The sequence below is a fragment of the Ruoffia sp. FAM 24228 genome (genome assembly GCF_045528575.1).
Taxonomy (GTDB): Bacteria; Bacillota; Bacilli; order Lactobacillales; family Aerococcaceae; genus Ruoffia; species Ruoffia halotolerans.
In genome coordinates this window covers 1-20,105 of the sequence record NZ_JBGQQZ010000012.1, presented here as the reverse complement: position 1 = coordinate 20,105, position 20,105 = coordinate 1, and the positions used below count along the sequence as shown (strand labels likewise).

Annotated in this window: 22 protein-coding genes and 1 pseudogene; 9 read left to right on the top strand and 14 right to left on the bottom strand. The window is 37.3% G+C overall.

What is annotated here, in order from left to right; all coding sequences use genetic code 11:
- Positions 1 to 78 precede the first annotated feature (78 nt).
- The 8 genes from ACEN33_RS03465 to ACEN33_RS03430 form a co-directional block, all read right to left on the bottom strand.
- Positions 79 to 711 (bottom strand): MBL fold metallo-hydrolase, encoded by a 633-nt coding sequence (locus tag ACEN33_RS03465; RefSeq protein WP_407089113.1) that lies wholly within the window; start codon positions 709 to 711, stop codon positions 79 to 81.
- A gap of 21 nt (positions 712 to 732) precedes the next feature.
- Positions 733 to 1,887 (bottom strand): alanine racemase, encoded by a 1,155-nt coding sequence (gene alr, locus ACEN33_RS03460; RefSeq protein ID WP_407089112.1) that lies wholly within the window; start codon positions 1,885 to 1,887, stop codon positions 733 to 735.
- Positions 1,887 to 2,297 (bottom strand): holo-ACP synthase, encoded by a 411-nt coding sequence (acpS, locus tag ACEN33_RS03455; protein WP_407094218.1) that lies wholly within the window; start codon positions 2,295 to 2,297, stop codon positions 1,887 to 1,889. Before acpS ends, alr begins: the two co-directional genes overlap by 1 nt.
- Before the next feature lie 257 nt (positions 2,298 to 2,554).
- On the bottom strand, positions 2,555 to 4,066 hold the full coding sequence (locus ACEN33_RS03450) for a DEAD/DEAH box helicase (RefSeq protein ID WP_407089110.1): 1,512 nt from the start codon (positions 4,064 to 4,066) through the stop codon (positions 2,555 to 2,557).
- 177 nt (positions 4,067 to 4,243) lie between these two features.
- Entirely contained in the window at positions 4,244 to 5,650 is a 1,407-nt protein-coding gene (gene murF, locus ACEN33_RS03445) for a UDP-N-acetylmuramoyl-tripeptide--D-alanyl-D-alanine ligase (RefSeq protein WP_407094584.1), read from the bottom strand.
- A 114-nt stretch (positions 5,651 to 5,764) separates the two neighbouring features.
- A complete protein-coding gene (locus ACEN33_RS03440; protein ID WP_407094158.1) occupies positions 5,765 to 6,850 on the bottom strand; it encodes a D-alanine--D-alanine ligase in 1,086 nt (361 codons plus the stop codon).
- Positions 6,851 to 7,018: 168 nt separating this feature from the next.
- Positions 7,019 to 7,831, bottom strand: a complete 813-nt coding sequence (locus tag ACEN33_RS03435) for a hypothetical protein (RefSeq protein WP_407089107.1) — start codon at positions 7,829 to 7,831, stop codon at positions 7,019 to 7,021.
- Positions 7,832 to 8,233: 402 nt separating this feature from the next.
- Positions 8,234 to 8,794: a LemA family protein gene (locus ACEN33_RS03430; RefSeq protein ID WP_407089106.1), complete on the bottom strand. Its 561-nt coding sequence runs from the start codon at positions 8,792 to 8,794 to the stop codon at positions 8,234 to 8,236.
- 245 nt (positions 8,795 to 9,039) lie between these two features.
- Here ACEN33_RS03430 and ACEN33_RS03425 point away from each other — a divergent pair, with 245 nt between their 5' ends.
- From ACEN33_RS03425 to ACEN33_RS03410, 4 genes are all read left to right on the top strand, one after another.
- Positions 9,040 to 9,906 (top strand): VOC family protein, encoded by an 867-nt coding sequence (locus ACEN33_RS03425; protein ID WP_407089105.1) that lies wholly within the window; start codon positions 9,040 to 9,042, stop codon positions 9,904 to 9,906.
- An 86-nt stretch (positions 9,907 to 9,992) separates the two neighbouring features.
- A complete protein-coding gene (locus tag ACEN33_RS03420) occupies positions 9,993 to 10,277 on the top strand; it encodes a hypothetical protein (RefSeq protein ID WP_407094583.1) in 285 nt (94 codons plus the stop codon).
- A 72-nt stretch (positions 10,278 to 10,349) separates the two neighbouring features.
- Positions 10,350 to 10,823, top strand: a complete 474-nt coding sequence (locus tag ACEN33_RS03415) for a VOC family protein (protein ID WP_407094582.1) — start codon at positions 10,350 to 10,352, stop codon at positions 10,821 to 10,823.
- 319 nt (positions 10,824 to 11,142) lie between these two features.
- Entirely contained in the window at positions 11,143 to 12,630 is a 1,488-nt protein-coding gene (locus tag ACEN33_RS03410; protein ID WP_407089103.1) for a hypothetical protein, read from the top strand.
- 70 nt (positions 12,631 to 12,700) lie between these two features.
- On the opposite strand, the gene ACEN33_RS03405 is transcribed toward ACEN33_RS03410, so the two are convergent.
- Together ACEN33_RS03405 and ACEN33_RS03400 are read right to left on the bottom strand one after the other, a co-directional pair.
- Positions 12,701 to 13,039 (bottom strand): hypothetical protein, encoded by a 339-nt coding sequence (locus tag ACEN33_RS03405; protein WP_407094159.1) that lies wholly within the window; start codon positions 13,037 to 13,039, stop codon positions 12,701 to 12,703.
- Positions 13,017 to 14,336 (bottom strand): DUF1576 domain-containing protein, encoded by a 1,320-nt coding sequence (locus ACEN33_RS03400; protein ID WP_407094160.1) that lies wholly within the window; start codon positions 14,334 to 14,336, stop codon positions 13,017 to 13,019. The genes ACEN33_RS03405 and ACEN33_RS03400 overlap by 23 nt, the downstream gene beginning before the upstream one ends.
- 251 nt (positions 14,337 to 14,587) lie before the next feature.
- Between ACEN33_RS03400 and ACEN33_RS03395 the strand changes: the two are divergent.
- Positions 14,588 to 15,043, top strand: a pseudogene (locus ACEN33_RS03395) (TIGR00730 family Rossman fold protein); the annotation flags it as partial.
- A gap of 174 nt (positions 15,044 to 15,217) precedes the next feature.
- Here ACEN33_RS03395 and ACEN33_RS03390 read toward each other — a convergent pair.
- On the bottom strand, positions 15,218 to 16,186 hold the full coding sequence (locus ACEN33_RS03390; protein WP_407094161.1) for an aromatic acid exporter family protein: 969 nt from the start codon (positions 16,184 to 16,186) through the stop codon (positions 15,218 to 15,220).
- 80 nt (positions 16,187 to 16,266) lie between these two features.
- Here ACEN33_RS03390 and ACEN33_RS03385 point away from each other — a divergent pair, with 80 nt between their 5' ends.
- A complete protein-coding gene (locus tag ACEN33_RS03385) occupies positions 16,267 to 16,698 on the top strand; it encodes an acyl-CoA thioesterase (RefSeq protein WP_407089099.1) in 432 nt (143 codons plus the stop codon).
- A gap of 137 nt (positions 16,699 to 16,835) precedes the next feature.
- Here ACEN33_RS03385 and efp read toward each other — a convergent pair whose 3' ends face one another.
- The gene (gene efp / locus ACEN33_RS03380) at positions 16,836 to 17,393 is read right to left on the bottom strand and encodes an elongation factor P (RefSeq protein ID WP_407089098.1); all 558 of its coding nucleotides are present in this window, start codon (positions 17,391 to 17,393) and stop codon (positions 16,836 to 16,838) included.
- Between the two features lie 153 nt (positions 17,394 to 17,546).
- On the opposite strand from efp, the gene ACEN33_RS03375 reads away from it, so the two are divergent.
- From ACEN33_RS03375 to ACEN33_RS03365, 3 genes are all read left to right on the top strand, one after another.
- Positions 17,547 to 18,725, top strand: a complete 1,179-nt coding sequence (locus tag ACEN33_RS03375) for an aminotransferase class I/II-fold pyridoxal phosphate-dependent enzyme (protein WP_407089097.1) — start codon at positions 17,547 to 17,549, stop codon at positions 18,723 to 18,725.
- 128 nt (positions 18,726 to 18,853) lie between these two features.
- Entirely contained in the window at positions 18,854 to 18,979 is a 126-nt protein-coding gene (locus tag ACEN33_RS03370; RefSeq protein ID WP_407089096.1) for a hypothetical protein, read from the top strand.
- Positions 18,980 to 19,261: a DUF4386 family protein gene (locus ACEN33_RS03365; RefSeq protein ID WP_407089151.1), complete on the top strand. Its 282-nt coding sequence runs from the start codon at positions 18,980 to 18,982 to the stop codon at positions 19,259 to 19,261.
- Between the two features lie 24 nt (positions 19,262 to 19,285).
- On the opposite strand, the gene ACEN33_RS03360 is transcribed toward ACEN33_RS03365, so the two are convergent.
- Together ACEN33_RS03360 and ACEN33_RS03355 are read right to left on the bottom strand one after the other, a co-directional pair.
- Complete coding sequence (locus ACEN33_RS03360; RefSeq protein ID WP_407089095.1) at positions 19,286 to 19,528, bottom strand: hypothetical protein; 243 nt, start codon at positions 19,526 to 19,528, stop codon at positions 19,286 to 19,288.
- A 74-nt stretch (positions 19,529 to 19,602) separates the two neighbouring features.
- Complete coding sequence (locus ACEN33_RS03355; RefSeq protein ID WP_407094163.1) at positions 19,603 to 19,911, bottom strand: Crp/Fnr family transcriptional regulator; 309 nt, start codon at positions 19,909 to 19,911, stop codon at positions 19,603 to 19,605.
- Positions 19,912 to 20,105: the final 194 nt, after the last annotated feature.

Here is a 20,105-nt window from a genome sequence, read left to right as displayed (position 1 = left end):
CCAACTCATTCACCCATCACAAATTAAAAAGTGTCCAAAGTTTTTTGGACACTTTTTGCTTGCTCTCATTTAATGTTTTTAAGCTTTAAAGCCTTGTAAGAAAGGATTCGATTGGATTTCTTGTGAGACAGTCGTTGGTCCACCATGTCCTGGAAACAATACAAAGTCTCCGGGTAAAGTTAAGATATTGCGGACAATTCCAACTAATAACGTTTGTAAATCGCCACCAGGTGTATCAGTTCGACCAATCGAGCCGTTGAATACAGTGTCGCCACAAATCACGAAGCCATCTTCTTTGAATGTGTACACGACATGTCCGGGACTGTGACCTGGAATCAACGCAATGTCAAAGGTAAATGGTCCGACTGTATGTTCTCCAAGTTCAGTCCATAAATGATCCGCTGGATGGTTCACTACAACTGTACTTGGTTGCATATTACGGTTCGGAGTTTGGAATGTCTCCGATTCAATTTCATGAACATATACTTCAATACCGAATTCATCTCGCACTGAATCCACTGCTAAGACATGGTCAAAATGTGTATGAGTAATCAGAATCGCTTCGGGCTCCCAACTATTTTCCTTTATCCAAGCGATAATACGGTCTGCATCATCACCTGGATCAATAATCAATGCTTTGTTGTCTTCATTATAGACGACATACGTATTTTCCTGAATTTGACCGACAACTAATTTTGCTACTTTTAACATAATTTTGCCTCCTTGAAATTTTTAATAAGAATCGTCTAAATAGACTCTTGTCACTCGAGGACCAATAGACGTTAGGATTTCATAACCAATCGTTCCAACTTCTTTTGCAATTGTTGTCGCATGGTTTTTCCCTTTATAATCCGTTCCGATCAGAGTCACGTTTGTTCCAATAGGATATTCACGCGGTAAGCGAATCATCAATTGATCCATATTAATCGTCCCAACAATTGGGCAAGCTTGGCCGTCAACATTTAAAGAAATTCCTTTATAGTGACGTAACCACCCGTCTGCATAACCAATTGGAATTGTTCCAATCCACTCATCTTCACTTGCTTCATACGTAGCGCCGTAGCTCACTTTAGATCCCTTCTCTACTTTCTTCACATAGATTAATTCGGACACTAATTGTAAAGCCGGTCGTAAATCTTTAGTGATTGGATTATCAAAATCACCTTTGGGGTCAATTCCGTACATCGCACTTCCTAAACGAATAATATCGGTTGGATAATCCAAATGCCACATACCCATACCAGAGTTGGCGATATGACGCACTTTAACATCTTCAGGAATAGCTTCAGTTAATTCTACCCACTTATTATATTGCTCTTCAATATATTCTTCTGGTCCACCACCGGCTGTTGAGAAGTGGGTAAAGACACCTTCCCAATTTGTCCAAGGATAGGCTTTAATGCCTGCTTTAAATACTTCAACTTCTTCAACAGAGCGCAGTCCAATACGTCCCATACCTGTATCTAAAGCCAGATGGAAAGTTAATTTAGATAGATTTAATAAACCAAGCTGGTTTGTTTCTTCTAATTGCTCATAAGCCAGTTTGAAAAAATCTAAATGACTCACGGTAATGGTTAAATTATAATGTAAAATTTCTGCGATACCACGCGAATCTGTTAGGCCTAATATAAGAATGGGCACTTGTGAGAATCCTTGGCTACGTAATTCAATTCCTTCATCAACTGTCGCAACAGCTAATCCAGTTGCACCAGCCTGAAGCGCTGCTCGAGCTATTGGCACAGCTCCGTGTCCGTAGCCATCAGCTTTGACAGTGGCATAAATTTGTTGATTGTCTTTTAACTGACTTTCAACTAAGTGAATATTGTGGCGAATCGCAGTTAAATCGACGATCGCTTGTGTAGGTCTATGGTCGCTATAATCTATCATTAATTTATCTCCTTCTTATTAGAAAAATACTCTTTTAATCTGTCTCTTAATGTAGGATCATCTAATTCAACAATCACAGTTGCTGTCGCATGAAAGCGTGAATGACTGATGGAAACTTTCGCTTCTGGGTGAGTAAAGGGTGCGTTAGTAATTACCGGCACACCGCGTTCGTCAGGCAATATGGTAATATCAGTAAACTTTAATTTACTACCTACGCCTGTCCCTAAAGCTTTTCCATAGGCTTCTTTGGCACTAAATCGTCCCGCTAAAAAGCTGGCTTGCCTGACTTGCGAGTATGTATTATAGATTTCCAACTCAAGTTCCGTCAGAATCTTAGCCGCAAAACAAGGTTGTCGCACAGAAACTTCTACAATACGTTCTATTTCTATTATATCTGTCCCTAATTGCATTCTAGTTCTCCCTTTTGATTTTATATATTCAATTATACAATAAAAGCCGTATGAACATTGTGTCATACGGCTTCTGCAGCAAAATGCGTTAGCTTCCGCCATTGCTTTACTTATACTATTTATATATATGTATTTTTTGGTTAAAAGTCAGCTTTTACTATATTAGAAAAGCTGAATAAAAGGATAAACTGTGTTTAGTTTATTCCGTTAAAATGAATATGGTACTTTTTTAACAAACATTTCATAGAATGTGCTACTTAGTCGTTTTTAGACTTGATTTTAAAGTTCTTGCTTTTACGATCAGAATTGTTTCCTTGTTGTTTACCTTTGTTACCTTGTTTGCCTTTGTATCCTTGTTTTCCACGGTTGTTTCCACCACGGTCATTACGGTTGTTACTACGGCGTCTGTTGTATTTTTTGTTGTTTTTAGATTTCTTTCCACCAGCATTTGGTAATGGTCTTTGTGGAGAAATAACAACCTCAACATCGTTATTTTCTGATAAAACTTCTTTTAATAAAGCCGAAACTAAATCATTTGCTTCGTAGTGCGCTAATAACATTTTCGCAGTGTTGCGGTGTTTGTTTGCTTCACTCGATTCTAAAATCTCATTAATTTGGTCAACTAATTGTTGAACTTGTCCGTGCTCTACTTCTTCTGATGTTGGCGGGCTTAATGGTTTCATTTGTTTACGAGTTAAGTTCTCGATTGTTTTTAAGTAAGACATTTCGTTGTGTGTAACGAATGATAATGACATGCCATCTTTACCAGCTCGTCCTGTACGTCCGATACGGTGAACGTAACTTTCTGGGTCTTGTGGAATATCATAGTTATAAACGTGTGTCACACCTGAGATATCTAAACCACGAGCTGCAACGTCAGTTGCCACTAAGATTTCAATGCGTCCTTGACGGAATTCGTTAATTACGCTTGAACGTTTTTGTTGTGTTACGTCACCGTGAATTAATTCTGAGTTGTAACCACGTAATGTTAAACCGCGTCCTACTTCATCAACACGTTTTTTTGTACGACAGAAGATGATGGCTTGCTCTGGATTTTGTACGTCCATGAAGCGTGTTAAGACATCAAATTTTTCGTTGTCTTTTAATTTAACAAAGTATTGTTCAATTAAATCAGCTGTCATTTCTTTCGCTTCAATCTTCACGTGAATTGCGTCAGTTAAGAATTGCTCTCCTAATTTTTTAATTGCAGCTGGCATTGTTGCTGAGAATAATAATGTTTGACGTGTTGCAGGAGTTTTTTCGATAATCGATTTAATATCATCGATGAATCCCATATTTAACATCTCATCTGCTTCGTCTAAGATGACTGTCTCGATGCCTTTTAAGTTTAAGACACGACGGTTAATTAAATCTAGAACACGTCCTGGTGTCCCAACGATGATTTGTGGGTGATTACGTTTGATACGTTCGATTTGTTTTTGAATGGATGTTCCACCGTATACAGTGAATACGCGTGCGCGAACATCTTTTCCTAAGCGGAAAATTTCTTCTTGAACTTGGATTGCAAGTTCACGAGTTGGTGCAATAACAATTCCTTGAATTCCTTTATTATTATTGTGGATTTTATTCAACATTGGAAGACCAAATGCAGCTGTTTTACCAGTACCAGTTTGAGCTTGACCAATAACGTCGCGTCCTTCTAGTGCATGTGGGATTGCTTGTTGTTGAATAGGTGTTGGTTCCTCGAACCCCATATCATCTAAAGTATGGATTAGTTCGGGTTTTAAATTAAATTCATTAAATTTCACTAAGGTATTACCTCTTTCTGTTTTGCCTGTTTGTTATATGTTTGTTTAAAAAGAAAAAACGCCTAGACACAACTCAGTATCAAGCAATGGGCATGTGTCATTAGGCGATGCTATGTAAATTTTCACTTTAACCTTTGTTAGTGTAACATGTTAATCCTTACGTCACAACTATTTTGTTTATGATTGCGTTTCCTTACTTGTTAAGTGTGTCACGATTCTTAATAAATCAACGCCGAAACTTGATTTAACTAAGACCATATCCTCTGAAGTAACCGTATTTTCAAGTTGTTCAATGAGTATTTGATGGCTTTCTGGTTCATAGATGAGATGTGTGTCATCATAAACTTCTTTTAATTCTTCGTATAAATATTGCATTTGCTCACCAAACAAGTAAACGACATCGATATTTTGCGGGTCAATATCTTTCGCAATCTCACGGTGGAATTGTTCACTGTGAGGACCTAATTCGCGAATATCTCCTAGGACAGCAATTTTACGACCGTTCTCTTTTGTTTGAAGTGTTGAATAAGCTTGTAATACTGCTCGCATCGATGTTGGGCTCGCATTATAGGCGTCATTTAATAGTTGAGCGCCATTCTTCATCTCTAGCCATTCTAAACGGTTCGCCGTTAATTTAAACTGAGACAATTGGAAGATCGCTTGTTCAATTGGAACATTAATGCTTTTGGCAATACTTAAAGCAATTAAGGCGTTTGATACGTTATACGCTCCCATAACCGGAATCATACATAGAACATTTTCGTCTAAGTTTGTTTTAAAGTAAGTTTTACTTTGTTCTTCAATTAATTCTTTCGCATAAACATCACTGGTCTCGTCAAAGCCGATACTTAGCGTATCAATGGATTTATTTAATTCTGGCATCTCACTTTGTATTAAGGGCTCGTCACCTGGATAAATAAATAGACCAGATTCTTTTAAGCCAGATGAAATTTCTAATTTGGCTTGAGCAATTCCTGCACGTGATCCTAAGAACTCTAAATGACTTTCGCCAATCAATGTGATGACTGCAATATCCGGTTGGGCAACTTCACTCAAAGCTTTAATTTCCCCGAAACCACTCATACCCATTTCACACACTACAACTTCAGTTGTTTCTGGCATTTGCAGTAACGTATAAGGTAAACCAATCTCATTATTATAGTTCCCTTGAGTTTTATGCACTTGGTATTTTGCCATGAGCGCGTTGGCTGTCATATCTTTGGTCGTTGTCTTTCCGTTACTTCCTGTAATTCCAATCACGATTGGGTCTAGAATGTCACGGTAGTATTTCGCTAAGGCTTGCATCGCTTCTAAAGTATCGTCTACAAAGATGCAGGCAATTTGTTCCGAAGGAGCCTCAGCTTGGTCTTTAGACCAAAAAGTTGCGATAGCACCATTCTCAATCGCTTTTTGGATATATTCATGGCCGTCTGTCTTTCCACTAGTTAGCGGAACGAATAAGCTTCCAGAAGTTATTTGGCGGGAATCGAATTCTACGTTATTAATTTCAATGTCTCTATTTTCTGCGGTGTAGTCAATCGCATGTACTGCTTTAACTACATCCATTAATTTAATATTTTTCATGTTTCACCTACCATACATTTCTCGTTATTTATCATATCTAGTTAAATATATCATATTTTGTCCAAAATAAAATACGAATCACTATTGCAAAGCAAAATAATGATTCGTATTCGACTAAAAATCGACTTTTAATTGGCTATTTCTTTCATGGCGACGTAAGGCTAACTGGATTAATTCATCAATTAAATCACGTTGACTTAAGCCAGTACCTAACCATAAGTTCGGATACATACTGTATTGGGTAAAGCCTGGCATAGTATTGATTTCATTAATATAGATGTCTCCATTGTTTGTTAAGAAGAAATCTACGCGAGCTAAGCCCGAACAATCAATCGCACGATAGGCTGCAAGCGCGTATTCTTGAACTTGGCTAGCGATGTGGTTAGGAATTTCAGCTGGAATTTGCATCTCAACGGTATTATTGATGTATTTCTCATCATAATTGTAAAAATCAGATTGCTTCACCAATTGTCCAACCACACTGACGTGCGCATCATCATTCCCTAAGACAGCCACTTCACACTCTTCTGCGCGAATTCCTTGCTCAACAACGATACGACGATCAAATTGTAAAGCCAATTCCACAGCTTCAACTAATTCACTGCTGTCAGTCACTCTTGATATCCCGACACTAGAACCTAAATTCGCTGGTTTAACAAATAATGGATATAACAAGCTACCTTCTGAACGCGCAATTAAGTCTTCTTTATCTGATTGCCATTCTCTTTGATCGAAAGCGATGTAAGGAACTTGCGGTAGTCCTGCACGTTCAAATAAGTTTTTACTGATAATTTTATCCATTCCAGCAGCACTTGCAGCTACGCCTGCTCCTACATATGGAAGATTTAGAATTTCTAAGAATCCTTGAATTGTGCCATCTTCTCCATTTGGTCCATGAAGAATTGGGAAGACAACTGTATCCTCTTCCGCAATATCACCAGGATTAATGTTAATACCGGTCGAAGAACCTTTTTCATTATCACACCAGGATTCTACTTGTGCGGAACTTAAGCGTAACTGTTCCGAGAACGCGCTTGGCTCTTCCAATAAAGGTCCCTTAATCCACTTCCCTTGGCGGGTAATATAGATAGGTTGAACTGTATATACATCGAACATAATTTGTTGCACGATATTATGTGCTGATAATATCGAAATATCATGCTCTGCGCTTTGTCCGCCATAAAGCATTGTGATTTTCATTGTCTAAACCTCCAATAGTAAACTCGTCTAATAGATAAAATTTTTTTAATTTTAACAATAGTAATTATACCATATTTCCACTGTAAAAATAATATTTTTTTCTATTCAATTCATAATACTATATATTAATTTATATAATGGAATAAAGCAAGTTACTATCTAAGCTTACTAAGCATCCACACTGCTTGATGTAACCCCTTGACTTCGTAATTCAAAATCATCGATGTCTTCAATAACTTCTAATTCTAACGTCCAGCGCTGTGCGTTCGTATCATAAACTAGAAAGCCAATGTGTTCTTTTGGTACTTGATCTTGCGTTAATAAGGTCAATTCGTCTTCGATAATATTTAATGGCACTTTCCAATACGTACCCGTTTGAATTGCTTGAACAAAGTTAATTTTTAATCCACGAGAGAATAGCGGAGCGATTTGCTCCACAACATTCAAGGGTAAAGGATTTACTTTTTCTTTTCGCATAAAAAAGAGTGAACGGGATTCATTCACTAACGCAACCATTCTAGCTTGGATAACTCTTTGAAAACGTGAATAGAAGTGTGAAACAAAGCGGTAAAAGACTTTCAGTAGGCCATTAGGTAACCTTAAAAATACGTAATTGTTTTGAAGTTTATAGAAAAATGCTGACTTTAAGCCTTTATTTGCGTGGAACAAATATAAAATCTCAGCTATCTCATTGGCTGTTAATTGGTGCATGGATTCCATATTTTCAAAATCAATCCAATTTGACATTCGCAACTCTGCGTTGCTGCTAGCTTCGAAGTAGTTCGCTACTTCTGTTTTATTTCGTAAAACTTTGAAATTTGTTTGCGCGTCAAAACGTCCAACTTCAGGAGGTGCTTGAGCAAGTATTATATTATTCGGCATATACTGGGATTCAAAATCCTCAAGGACTAGATCAATACCTCGAGTCATAATATGGTTAGTAACAGAATCATAATGAACATATAAATTTACACGACTCACACTCGCATCCTCCTTTCTTCCAATTTAATTTCTTAACATAATATACTACATTCTACCCATTTTATTCATAAATTAATAGTGTTAAAACACGAGTTTATGTGACATTTATGTTACATATTTCCTTTATTAAACTCCCCCTTATATTCCATGGCAGTTATATGAATCAGCACAATAATAACTAAGCATTATTATGCAATTATTTATTTACTATCCGAATTTAATAGTATCAAATGAGTATCTCATTGACATCTCTCCATAAAATATTCTATAATATTTAACAAGCAATTGCTAGAGATACGCCTACTGACCTTCGTATATCCATCTTAGCATGTTTGTATAAATTATTTAATAACAAAGAAACGACCTACCTTATTAGGTAAGTCGCATCATTTATAATGATTATTAAAATTGAACTTCTGGTACTTGGCGTGCATCCTCTGGAGTTTCTAGTAAGCTTCGTCGATTAAAGCCATGAACATTTGCCACAATATTCGTCGGAACTGTTTCAACAGTTGTGTTATATTGGGTTGCAGTTGAGTTGTACAGTTGACGTGCCGTCGCAATTTGTTGCTCCGTTTTCTCAAGGGTTGATTGCAATTGTGTAAAGTTCGTATTCGCTTTTAAATCTGGATATTGCTCTGCGACAACTAATAGTCTTGATAGAGCTCCTGATAATTCATTAGACTTAGCATTAATTTCAGCTGGATCTGCATCACTTGGCAAGTTAATCAATTGTTGTCTTGCTTTAGTGACTGATTCTAAAGTTTCTCTTTCGTGACTCGCATAACCTTTTACCGTGTTCACTAAGTTTGGAATTAAATCGTTACGACGTTGTAGCTGTACATCGATTTGGCTAAATGATTCATCTACCCAGTTACGACGTTTAATTAAATTATTATAAATAAGTACCCAGATAATCGCGATGACCACGATAACGGCGATAATTATCCACATGATATTCATATATATATTCTCCTTCCGAGACATTTAATAGTTTCTACTATACATTATATTAAATAATTGATTCATTGTCGAAAATTATCCCCTATAGCTCGTTTTCCCTCTTAAAAAATAGACTTAATCGTCAATGTGTTCTTAAGTGTTGTTTATCTCGAATTCGTATTGATGTCTGCTTTTTATCATGATATCATCAAGTTGACGTTTGAATGATATTAAAGAAAAGCAACAACTGAAAGGAAGATACATATATGACAACCGAAGCAATTACACAATCAGCAACAACTATCCAAACAACTGGAATTGAATTAAACGCGTTAAAACCAACTGAATTAGCAGGTTTTTATGAGGAAAAAATCGGCTTAACTTTACTAAGTAAAGATGACGCTGGGAAAATCTATCACTTAGGAACACCAGACGGAACTGTACTTATCTCAATTTACCCGGCGACAACTGAAAAATCACAAAGAACGACTGGTTTATATCACTTTGCTTTATTATTACCAACACGCGGTGACTTAGGTGGGATGTTACGTCACTTACTAGAAAACCAAGTCAATATTGAAGGTGCATCAGATCACGGGTACAGTGAGGCATTATACTTACCTGACCCAGAAGGAAACGGTATTGAAATATACGCTGATAAAGATAGAAGTGAATGGGACATTAAAGATAATGGCCTAATTGGTGGAATCGTTATCGCATTGGACGCTGAAGGCGTACTTTCATCACAAGAGGTGCCTTTCACCGGTATACCAAATGGAACAACGATGGGGCATATTCATTTACACGTAAATGATATTGAATCAACTTTAAGTTTCTATCATGAAGTGATGGGCTTAGGTCTTAAATTCATTATGAATGAAGCCGCTTTATTTATGGCTACACAAGACTACCACCATCATTTAGGTGCCAACCTTTGGAATGGTCGTAATATCCCTGCTGCTCAAGACGGAACACAAGGTTTACGTAACTCTGTTTGGTCAGGTTCTGCGGAAGATTTAAAAGAGATTCAAGCAAAATTAACTGACAATGGACATGAATTTACTAAAGATGGCGAGACTTTTTACTTTAAAGATCCGGCCGGAACAGGTATTATCCTAAAAGTCATAAAATAATAAAACATTGAAAGGTGTACTTGCTATGGCTTGTACGCCTTTTATAGGTGTTTATTAATTTACATATAATCGAAAGGATGACTACTTTGAAAAAGAACACACTGAAAACAATTATCGCTCTATTCCTACTTGCCCTTATCGGGAGCCCTCTCACAGCCATGGCGCAAGAAGGTGCCACTTCTGACGCTGTTATTTATCCAGCTCGTTACCAACTTAACTCAATCGATTCTGTTAACTTAGCTGAATTTTATGAATATAACATGGGGATGACGATTCTAGAAGAAGCAGATGGGTATTACCGTTTAGGAACTTCGGATGAACGTACGTTACTTGAGATATTCCCGACAGATATCCCTCGTGGGGAAAGCTAATCAACTGGACTTTACCATACAGCATTCCTATTCAATGACCGCAAATATTTGGGAGGTGCATTAAACCATCTCATGGAAACTCAATCGCCTATTGAAGGCTTTACTTATCACGGTGTGAGTGACGCGGTTTATGCTGCTGATATTGAAGGTAACGGGATTGAATTATATTGGGACTACCCTGTAGAAGAATGGCCTCAAGATGAAGGTGGCAACTCTGTTGACATGTTAAACGAGCCACTTGACTATGTTGAGTTAATGGAATCAGCTACTGAGGAATTCACTCAATTAGATGAACGTACTAAAATTGGACACTTCCATTTAGTATCTGACGACTATGATGCAGCGGGTAAATTTTACAGTGATGTCTTTAATTTAAATACGCAAAGTTATGTTGAGGGTGACTCATTCTTCCAAGCTTCTGGAAGCTATCACCACCATGTCGCAAATAATAATTGGTTCGCAGATCAAGGGATTACACAACCAGAAGAAGGCCAACAAGGACTTCGTGCAACGATTTGGGAAACTCAATCCGAAGATTTTTTTTAATGAAGTAATCAGTAACTTAGATTCTTTAGGAGCTGATTATACTCTAGAGGATAATTCACTGAGCTTTAATGATACCTCTGGTTTAGGTGTGATTGTTGAATTAGTTCCTGAATAAACGCTGAGCGTAGAATATAAGGGATAGTTCCTTTGTTCTACGCTTTTTTGTTGAATAAAATATTTTATTGCATAAGGTTTTTAAATATTTTATAATGACTGCATTTGAAAACACGCTTGAAAGGAGGGTCAACCTATTAAACGAACACATTATTTATTCCGCTGGGGGACTGTCCTCGTATCTTTAGGTCTTTTAGTCTACGTAATGCTTCACTTTGCTTTTGCTAAACAAGGCTTTCATATTGATGAAATATACTCTTATGGTCTCAGCAACAGTTACTACAATCCCTTTCCAACTGCAATCAATGAATGGACGCCAAGTACGTATTATCAAAACTACTTGATGCCTAACCACGCAACAGCGTTCGAATATGGGTCGGTAATGTCTAATCAAGTCAATGACGTGCATCCACCGCTATATTATTTATTATTCCACACGATTGCCTCTTTTTGGCAAGGTGGCTTTTCACCGATGGTGGGCTTAACGCTTAATTTAGGGGCGCATATAGCGACAGTGATTGTATTATTTTTCTCAATCTATTACTTAACGAAGAATTTTTATTTAAGTATCTTTGCTGGCTTGTTCTGGGGGTTGAGTATAGGTGGGTTAAGTTCGATGTTATTTATTCGGATGTATCATCTGATGGGCTTTTTCGTCATTAGTTTGTTATATCTACTTTTACGGTATAGCCGTTCTAATAAATCACATACGATAATTCTTTTGATACCTATATTTATCGCTACTTTATTGGGCGCTTTGACTCATTATTATTTCTATTTGTATGCCTTCTTTATTGTGGCGGTCGCATGTATTGGCCTTCTAATGATTAAGGAATTTAAAAAAGCAATTATACTGGGCGTTATAGAAGTAGGCGCAATTGGGGTTGCTTGGGGTATTTTCCCAGCGGTCTTTTCACATATTTTCACTTCGAATCGAGGTGTTGAAGTATTAAATAATGCCAATAATGCGAATTTCACAGAGAATTTGAAATTATATTTAAGTTTTGTGCAAGAGGATTTACTTGCTGATGTGTCGCTACCAATCTTTATCGGTGTGTTAATTGGCTGTATTATTCTACTTTGTGTGCAAAGCAAGACCTTAATTAATCGAGTGACTTTCTTACAAATTGCAATGATTATTCTGCCTATGGGCTTATATATCTTTCTCGTTCAAGATTTATCTCATTATCATACCGCCCGCTACATTTACCCAATTTATTCAGTCGTCGCTGTGGCGGTTGTGTTAGTGATTTACTTTTCCCTGCGGGCGATTTTAAGTAAGCCTTGGAGTACTGCCATGACCATTCTTGGTTTAAGTTTAATCGTCTTACTTGGTTTCAAGCGTGAGACAGTTTACTTTCAATATTCAGATCAAGGGGCTTTAACACAAAGTATTCTTGAAAATCCCACCAATTCGGCGATGGTCTTTAGTGCTTCACGCTGGCAAATCGCAGAATACTCACCCCAACTCGCCTTACATGATGAGGTCTATCCTATGATACTGGAGTCGACAGACGCTAGTGACATGCCTGTGATGGAGGCGCATGACCTAGGTGAGCCTTTAACGATTTATACTAATAGTACGCAACTTAAGCAAGAAGACTTAATCCAATCAGTCTTAGAGAAGTATCAGTTAACTGATTACAAAGTATTGCATCAAACGAATGATTTAATTGTTTATTATTTTGAATAATATACACAATGCGAGTGGTCTACGGTTCACTCGTGTTTTTTTGTAAAAAAAAGAAGCCTTCGGGCTCCTTTTAGTGATGTTTGCGTATCGCTTTTAGCATCATAATATTGTCTTCAAAATCATATTCGACAACATCAATGAGTGCTGACAAAACATCGACATGGAATTCGTCATCTCTTAAACCTAATAGGTCTTCGTAATAATCTTCCACTTCGGGTTGTTGAGTTGCTCGGAACTTTTCGATAACAAAATCGAGGTCGGAAGGTTCTGAATCGACCTGACCTGTGATTGTTATTTCACTTTGATGATCAAAGAGTCCAAAGTGAATGTTTGCCTGTGTCATACCACTGTTATAAAAGTAATCCAATAACTCATTCATAATCAACTTAATCTTTCGATATTCTCTCACGCATCTCTTTCCTTTCCCTAATTCCGTCTAGGACAGGTACAACAGTAGCTGCCACGAAACCTCCAGCAAAGCCATTGTTATACAAGTTTAAACCTGCATGAGTTATACCCGTATTCGGTACTAACCCTGCATGTAATAATCCTACCAGAATTCCGGCCTTCCATCCATAGTGGCCTGCGATTGGAGCCAAAGTTGTTCCAAATAAGGCCGAAAGAAGTGATGCTGTTGAACTAGGTTCGTCTACTGCCATCATAACTTGCATGGCGAATATCCCAATTACAACGGGTGTTACGTTAAAGATATGCTTACCAAACGTACCAAAACCAATAACCGTTAAAACGCCACCTATCACGGCTCCTTCAAGCGTACCACCTACAACCCAAACATAAGCTAAAGAGGCTAGACCTAAGACACCCATATTAATAAAGGTTAAGCCAACTCCATAATCCGTCACGAAGTCTGAGATTAAACGCCCTGAATCTTTCTTAAATATCCCATATCCTTTGAAAGACTTACCATTTAACATGAAACCCATAACAAGTAAAAAGAGTGAAAAGGCCACGAAGAATGCTTCAACTTCGATAATGGAATGAGTTTGTATAATCGGATCATAAGTCGTCGTTAAGTCAAATACTCGCATAATACTCGCGATAATCATACCTAAAACTCCAGCCGTAAAGCCCATATTATACAAATTATATCCTTGGTGAAAACGTAAGAAACTTGATCCCATTGGATGAATCGTAAAACCAATGAAGACTCCAACCAAAACTCCTAAAGGAACACTAACCCAATATGACAAACCTTGTCCAAAGGTAATAATACTTACAACTGGTGCTAAAGTCGTTGCAAATAACGATGTAAGTAGAAAATTACCTATCGGCATATTCCGATATTGACTATAAAGCAGTGTTCCTAGTGTTATCGGAATTGAATTATATAAATTTTTACCAAAAAAGGCGAAGCCCATAACTGTAAATAAAGCCGCTACTAATGGGCCAGTTATCTTTGTAGAAAATCGCTTAATTGCCATCGCATTAATCAACATCAGTAAACCAGCGTTGACAAAAGTTGCACCGATTCCCCCTACTTCAAAGTAATCCGTAATCAGATTACTCGGTGAGGTTAAAATAGCTAAGAAACCATCCCATACTTGATTTAATGGATCTACTAACAAACCAAATATGATAAATATAAAAGAAACTAAGTATAAAAAATTGGCCTTGACTGAATCTTTAGTGAAAAAATATTGAGTTAATTTTGCGTTCATATTTGTTTTTTCAACCTCTTCTCCCATCCGAAGCCTCCCATAAAATCCTAATACAAATATATTACCAATTCTCAATCTTTATCACAATAATTAAATATAAAAAAACACTCAATAGACACTTTTAAACTTGCTTCATATTTTAGTTATAATAAGGTTACGAATTTTATGTATAAGAAAGGAGGATGAGGATGAGGATGAACATTACAGTTTATTGCGGCTTGAACCCTAGTAAGAATCCGAATATTAGCTTAGCAGCTACTAGATAAGGAACTTGGGTTGGACAACAAGGTCATCCGCTCGTTTACGGTGGAAGTATGAATGGTTTAATGGGATTTGTTGCGGACACAGTATTAGAAGAGAACGGCGATGTCCAAGGAATCATCCCAGAAGTGTTGCGAGAGATCGAAACGAAGCACCTCAACGTTCAGAATATGGAGATTGTTCAAACAATGCCCAAGGGAAAAACTCGGATGATTGAGCTCAGAGACGCCTTTATTGCCCTCCCTAGTGGGGTTGGGACTTTAGAAGAAATTTCAGAAATCGTCTCTTTAACTCGCATTGGACTCATTAATAAACCAACTGTTTTTTACAATGACGACGGCTATTATGAGGCTCTGAAGGAGCAGTTTGACCGCATGGTGCAAGAAGAGTTCCTTAAACTTGAAGTCCGAGAAACGTTCCTCTTTTTTGAATCGCTTCAAGAGATTGAAACGTTCATTCGTGAACATTCATAGGGGGATGTGTCCTTGAGACTTTCTCAGGGACATTAAAGTGGGAATTGGGTCTCTGAAATTTTCTCAAGGACATTTCAGCCTCAAAATTACAATTATTTAAAACAAAAGACGACCCAACACTTCAATTGTTGGGCCGTCTTGTTTTATACGCAGGGGTTGGTCGTAACCTCTAGATTAAAACTTGCGAATATGTTTATCTAAGTAAAATTTATGTTTAATTTCTAAAAAGCGCTCGAATTCAATCAGTATATGATATAAGAGTGCGCGCGTTTCAAATTCTTCTCGATTTTTGGGTAAATCGCTGCTCCGGTAATAGCTATATAATTCACTTATACTTTCTAATAAACCTTTCCCACTATTTGTTTGCGCAAATTCATCTGAAGTGAGTTTAAACATATTTGCTAAGGTTGTATTTTGTTCAGTTCTTAATGAAATGTGTTGCAGGGAATCAATCATCCGTTTTAATATATCTGCTTGTCTAGATCGCATTTGAGCGTAGCGAATAAAGTAATCGTCTTTAGTGAATATTTGATTCTCATATTCGGACAAAGCCAGTTGTCTGAAATCTTCTATAGACGTATTGACATGCTCTACTTCAGCCCGAATTAAAGGTATATCAAAATCATTTTCAAGTAATCTTTGATTTATTAATTCCAATACGACGCGGAAGTTTTCTTCAATTTCTTTAATTCCTTTTTTTAATTTTAGTTTCTGATTTGGCATCCATAAATTAAATAAAATCGCCATACCAGCGCCAATCACCATAATTAGCACACCATTGAGTTGCCACTGCCACGACACACTTTCTGCGATGACAAAATGCGTGACTAAAACTGAAATCGGTGCAATGGCAGCTTGAAGATTCATCCTGTAAGCAACTGGAATAAATATGAGTAAATACAGGCCAAATGCCCAGACTTGAAACCCAAATATTAAAAATATGACGGTCGCAATCGCAAAAGCAAGTACCGTAGCGATTAAATAAGTCAGGGAAATCTGACGAGACGCTTTACGTGTATCTAGCAAAGTTAAAATCGTAATAATTCCTGTCGCCAGTGAGTTCTCTAAGCCGATAAATTTAGCGATGTAAATCGCGATGGTGGCCGCCAGTGTAATCTTTATTGTCCGAAGTCCAAGTGACATCCAATCCCTCCATTACATTATGACTTTCTTTTATATATAATAGCATGTATACCACATTTTATATAGGAGAGGTACTTACAATGATTTTTGAATATGAACATTTAATTCAGTTTTATGAAACAGATGCAATGCGCATTGTGCATCATTCCAATTATTTGCGTTGGTTTGAAGAAGCCCGTCTCGTTTGGTTATCTGAGATTGGCTACAGTTATAAGCAAATGGAAGACGAAGGCATCATGATTCCAGTACTTTCTGCTCAAGTTGAATATAAACAAATGCTTGCTTTTGGCTCAACGGCTATCATTCGATTGCGAATATCTCACTTTACACCTGTTAGAATGACAGTTGAATATAAAGTATATAATAAAGAAACGGGCGATTTAACAACGACAGGATCAACATCGCATTGTTTCCTAGATGCCGAAACTCAGCGTCCACTTTCTTTAAAACGTAATCATCCAGATATTCTTGCAGCATTTGAAAAAGCACAAGCAGATTCAAAAGAAGACTAAAGATAATAAAAGTATAGCGCTCAGCGTGACACCATCTGGTGTCATGGCTAGGCGCTAAATTGTGTTGGAAAATATTTTTATTCTGTATTAATTTTTACAAAAAAAAGACGAATCCGAAGATCCGCCTTAACTATTATTTACGCACGTTTTTGGTAAGTTCCTTCAGACGTGTTGATGATTAACGCTTCTCCAACTTCGATGAAGTCAGGAACGTTGACTACTAAACCAGTTTCCATTGTTGCTGGTTTACCAGATCCTGTTACTGTTGCACCTTTAATTGATGGTTGAGTTTCTTTTACTTTTAAAGTAACAGTTTGAGGTACTTCAACCCCGATAACTTCAGAACCGTAGAATTGGATTTTTACTTCCATATTTTCTAATAAGTATAATAACTCATCTTCAATTGAATCTACTGGTAATTCATATTGTTCATATGATTCTAAGTCCATGAAGTAAGCTATTTCGTCCATGCTGTATAAGAATTGAACATCTTTTGTTTCAAGGAAAGCACGTTCGAATTTTTCATCCGGACGGAAAGTTGTATCATAAGTCGCACCAGAGCGAACGTCACGTAATTTCATACGCATAACTGTATTCCCTTTACCTGGTTTATGGTGACTTGCGCTTAATACTCGAATTAATTTTCCATCTTGAATAAATGTCATACCTGCTTTTAAATCTGCTGCAGAAATCATTTCACATTCTCCTTTTATTGTCTCTAAAATATTCCTTCCCATTATAGCATAAAATTCCTTATGATATCGCTATCCTATAAAAAAATCATTTAATAACAACTAAAATTGTGATAGACTAACTAAAAATGAACTTTAGATGAGGGATACATTAAAATGAATTTAGATAATTTATTCAATACTAACTTAACTAAAATTAAACCCAATGCCATTCGGGCCTTCGATGAAAGTGCGTCCCAAGTTGAGGGTATCATCAAATTAACGCTCGGCCAACCAGATTTTAATACGCCTGAACATGTTAAAGATGCTGGAATCAAAGCCATTCAAGACAATCAAACCGGTTATTTATCGACACCTGGAGATAACCGATTACGTCAAGCTGCCGCAAATTTCGTTAAAGAAAAGTACGATTTAGATTATCAATGGGAAGACGAAGTCATTGTAACTGTTGGGGCGACTGAATCGCTATCGACGGCACTTCAATCGATTTGTAATTCTGGAGATAAGATTATTGTACCCTCTCCTTACTTTACTTTATATTCTTCAATTATTTACTTAGCCGGTGGTGAACCAATTGAAGTGGATACAGCTGCCAATGATTTTGTTATGTCACCAGAGATGTTAAAAGATACTTTAGAAGAGCATGGTGATGCCGTTAAAGCAATCATCTTAAATTATCCGACCAATCCAACGGGAGTAAACTGGACGGAAGAAGATGCAAAAGCTTTCGCAAATGTACTGCGTGATCGACCAATATTTGTCATTAGTGATGAAATATACAGCGAATTAGTTTACGAAGAAGAGCACGTATCGATTGCGAAATACATTCGTGAGCAAACAATTGTGATTAATGGTGTATCTAAATCTCATGCGATGACAGGCTGGCGTGTAGGGCTCCTTTTTGCCCCAGCGAATATTATGAGCCAATTAGTTAAAGTGCACCAAAATCTTGTCACCACAAACTCAACGATTTCTCAATTAGCTGCTCGTGCAGCGTTGGAAAATGGCATGAACGACGCTCAACCGATGCGAGAAAAATATGTGATGCGCCGTGATTATATTTATGATTTTATGACACGCTTAGGTTTCAAAATCGTTAAGCCAAGTGGCGCATTCTATATGTTCGCGCGTATTCCAGAAGATTTGGAACAAAATAGTATGGACTTTTGTCTAGACTTAGCTCATTCAGCTGCCGTTGCTTTCGTACCGGGATCTGCCTTTGGTATCGGAGGCGAAAGTCACGTTCGCCTTAGCTATGCTGCAAGTATCGATGATATTAAGGAAGCGATGCGACGTTTAGAAGTATTTGTCAAAGAGAAACGCGAAAACAAATAAAAAATTAAAAGATTACTAGATTTAGAGAATCCTCTTTTCTAGTAATCTTTTTTCCAGCTTAACTTAAGTCAATGCCCGACGTCTTCTTTACTTGTAAACTTAATCTATACAATAAAGGGAGAAATAACATGCAAACAACACAAAAACGAGAACTATCTATGCGGCAATGTCACGAAAACTTCTCACTACTCGTAGCTTGGTTGCGACTGCTTTATACAGCTACTTTAGCAATGCCGATCGGTTATTTACTTTAGATTAGTGTCAATTTAGAAAGTATCGTTATCCAATCAAACGCGAATTTAGACGTTTTACTGCTGTCAATCGCTGTCGGGGAACGGGCTTTTAGCTTAATTTGGGGCTTTGGATTAATTATTATCGGCTTGCTTTTGTTAGTTCTAGCCTATGTCGTATTGAAAGCAACACCGATTCATAAAGTAATTGGTTATTTATTATTACTGCCTGGTGTGAGCTATATTATCATGCATACTTTAACTTTACTCGGACCAGACATGACAGCTCTAGCTTCACAATTATAAGGCTTTTTAGCGGTCCCGATGGCTTTAGGCGAATTGGGTTTGGCACTTTAGTTTATCTTCAAAAAAGGCATGGCTCTTAAGGTTCAACCAGCGCTTAATGCTGCTTAATGATTCTGGTTTCATTCCAAGTGAACTAGCCAATTGATGTTGGGGAACGCGGTCAATGAGATCAGGACGAGTATCTAATAAATTTAAGTAACGTTCTTGTGGTGAGGCGCTAATGAAACGGGCATTATTATCTTGAATGTTTGCTAGGTCTTCTTTCATGAAGCCTCGCGTAAATACAATTAATTTAATTTATTTTTGAAACATCACATCTTCATTAATAATATCACCGACGATCAATACAGAATCTTCGACACATTCAATTGAATACTCTGAAGGGATCCTCTAGGTATAACTTTTATAATTAATCGCTGTCTGTTTCTCCGTGTAGAGAAATTATAAGTGTTTTCTTCACCGGCTTCATCAATCGCAAACTGCCTTAAACAGCCTTGTAACACGAAGTAACATTCTTTTGATACATCACCTTGCCTAAGGAGTATTGTTCCTTGTTTGTATGTTCTTACATCGATTTCGGAGCTTAGTTGTTCGACTTCTGCTTGAGTTAAAGTAAATCCGTTCAAAATTTCGGTTAAATAATCAGTCATTCCTTCACCTTCTCCCACTCTATTATTCACCCATCTATTACCACATTCAAATCGAGTAGGAGACTAGCCATTATTTGACTAGTCGACCTCTCACACCACCGTGCGTACGGTTCCGTACACGGCGGTTCAATACCTTGCGTAAGCAGACTCTACCAATTCGCTTAGTGGAACTAAGCCCCATTGGTGGAGTCTTT